3 protein-coding genes are annotated in these 2,347 nt (G+C 65.6%); 2 read left to right on the top strand and 1 reads right to left on the bottom strand.

Annotated features, from left to right (window positions below; all coding sequences use genetic code 11):
- Together MOV74_RS36170 and MOV74_RS36165 are read left to right on the top strand one after the other, a co-directional pair.
- On the top strand, positions 1–620 hold a 620-nt coding region (locus tag MOV74_RS36170), incomplete at its 5' end, for a 3-deoxy-manno-octulosonate cytidylyltransferase (protein ID WP_246932061.1).
- Between the two features lie 38 nt (positions 621–658).
- Positions 659–1,519: a prephenate dehydratase gene (locus tag MOV74_RS36165; RefSeq protein ID WP_246932059.1), complete on the top strand. Its 861-nt coding sequence runs from the start codon at positions 659–661 to the stop codon at positions 1,517–1,519.
- 129 nt (positions 1,520–1,648) lie between these two features.
- Here MOV74_RS36165 and MOV74_RS36160 read toward each other — a convergent pair.
- Positions 1,649–2,347: MsnO8 family LLM class oxidoreductase (locus MOV74_RS36160; RefSeq protein ID WP_246932057.1), on the bottom strand; the 699-nt coding region annotated here is incomplete at its 5' end.

Genomic DNA, 2,347 nt, shown 5'->3' with positions numbered 1-2,347 from the left:
AGGCCGCCGGTATCGGCCGGGTCGCGGTCGCAACCGATACGCCGGAGATCGCCTCGGTCGTGACGGCCCATGGCGGCGAAGCCGTGATGACGCGCGCCGACCACCCCTCTGGTTCGGACCGCATCCACGAGGCCATGCAAAAGCTCGACCCGGACGGCAAGGCGGAGATCGTGATCAACCTCCAGGGCGATTTCCCAACGATCACGCCGCAGACCATCCGGGAGGTGCTACCGCCCTTTGCCGATCCGGCGGTCGACATCGTGACGCTGGCCTCGCAGATCCACACCGAGGAGGAGGACCTCGCCCCGAGCGTCGTGAAGGCCATCGGCTCGCCGATCGGCCCGCGGCGCATGCGGGCACTTTATTTTACCCGGGCTACAGCCCCTTACGGCAACGGACCGCGCTACCACCACATCGGCCTTTATGCTTACCGCCGCGCTGCGCTGGAGCGGTTCGTCTCGCTGCCGCCTTCACCGCTGGAGCGTCAGGAAAGCCTGGAGCAGCTCCGGGCGGTTGAAGCCGGCATGCGCATCGACATCATGATCGTCGACAGCGTGCCCCGCGGTGTCGACACGCCGCCCGACCTGGAAACCGCGCGCAGCATCCTTTCCAAAACCTGAGCGGCTGCTACAAGGCGCCGCAGGAGCACTTTTAAGACATGAGCAAGCTGAAAATCGCATTCCAAGGCGAGCCCGGAGCCAATTCCCACATCGCCATCGTCGAGGCCTATCCCGACGCCGAGCCGATGCCCTGTGCCACCTTCGAGGACGCGCTGTCTGCGATCTCGTCGGGCGAGGCCGATCTCGGCATGATTCCGATCGAGAACTCGGTGGCCGGCCGTGTCGCCGACATCCATCATCTCTTGCCGGCCTCCGGTCTCTTCATCATCGGCGAGTGGTTTCTCCCGGTTCGGCATCAGCTGATGGCGGTGAAGGGCACCAAGCTCGACGACATCAGGAGCGTCGAGAGTCATGTGCATGCGCTCGGCCAGTGCCGGCGCATCATCCGTAAGCTTGGCATCAAGCCGATCGTGCACGCCGATACCGCCGGCAGCGCCCGCGACATCTCGGAACGCAAGGACAAGTCCGTCGCCGCGATCGCCTCGCGCCTCGCCGCCAAGATCTACGGCCTCGACATCCTCGCAGAGGACATCGAGGATGAAGCCCACAACACCACGCGCTTCGTGGTGCTGGCGCGCGAGCCGAAATGGGGCTCGCAGGGCGCGGGACCGCTGGTCACGACTTTTGTCTTCCGGGTGCGCAATTTGCCCGCCGCGCTGTACAAGGCGCTCGGCGGCTTCGCCACCAACGGCGTCAACATGACCAAGCTCGAGAGCTACATGGTCGACGGCAATTTCTTCGCCACGCAGTTCTATGCCGACGTCGACGGCCACCCCGAGGACAAGGGCCTGGCCTTCGCGATCGAGGAGCTGAAATTCTTCTCGCGCGAATTCCGCATCGTCGGCGTCTATCCGGGCCATCCGTTCCGCGCGACGTTCAGCGAAGCGCAGCGGGATTAGTCTCGTGTCCCGGACGCGCGAAGCGCGAGCCGGGACCCAGAAGCCAAAATACTCAGTCGCGAGATGGGCCCCGGCTCTGCAGTGCACCGCTGAAGGGCGCTGCGCTGCGTCCGGGGGCACAGCAGCGACTTACACGTCTGCTCCAAGCCCAAACGCCTCCGCCAGCAGCGAATACGACTTCTTCCGCGCCTCGTGGTCATACACGGCGGTGATCACCATCAGCTCGTCCGGCTTGCTCGCGTCGATCAGCGGCTGCAGCTTCCTCCGCACCGTCGTGGGGCTGCCGACGAACAGGCGGGAGCGGTTGCGAAGAATCGAGGTGCGCTCGGAGTCGGAGTAAGGATAGGCCAGCGCTTCCTCGACGCTCGGCAGCGGCAGATATTGACCGCGGTCGCGGCGCAGCCGGTTGAGGTCGAACGAGCAGGCCAGCCGCTCGGCCTCCTCATCGGTATCGGCTGCAATGGCCGCGACTGCGAGGATCGCGTGCGGACTCGCACGCCAGGACGAGGGCTGGAAGCGGTTGCGGTAATGCACCATCGCATCGACTGCATCGTGGGACGCGAAGTGATGAGCGAAGGCGAAGCCCATACCCACTTGCGCGGCCAGCTCCGAAGAATAATCGCTGGAGCCGAGCAGCCAGATCGGCGGCAGGGCGGTGTCGTCGGGCATGGCGACGACGTTGTTGTAGGGATGCCCTGCGGGGAATTCGCGCGTCTGCCACAGAATCAGTTCGTGCAGCCGCTCCAGAAAATCGTCGCCCTCGCGGCGGTCGAGCCGGCTCCGCAGCGCGTAAGCCGTCGCGCCGTCGGTGCCGGGCGCACGGCCGAG

Source organism: Bradyrhizobium sp. SHOUNA76, assembly GCF_023006445.1.
Classification (GTDB): domain Bacteria; phylum Pseudomonadota; class Alphaproteobacteria; order Rhizobiales; family Xanthobacteraceae; genus Bradyrhizobium.
Note: the sequence above shows the minus strand (reverse complement) of the source record. Positions and strands in the feature narration are given on the sequence as shown.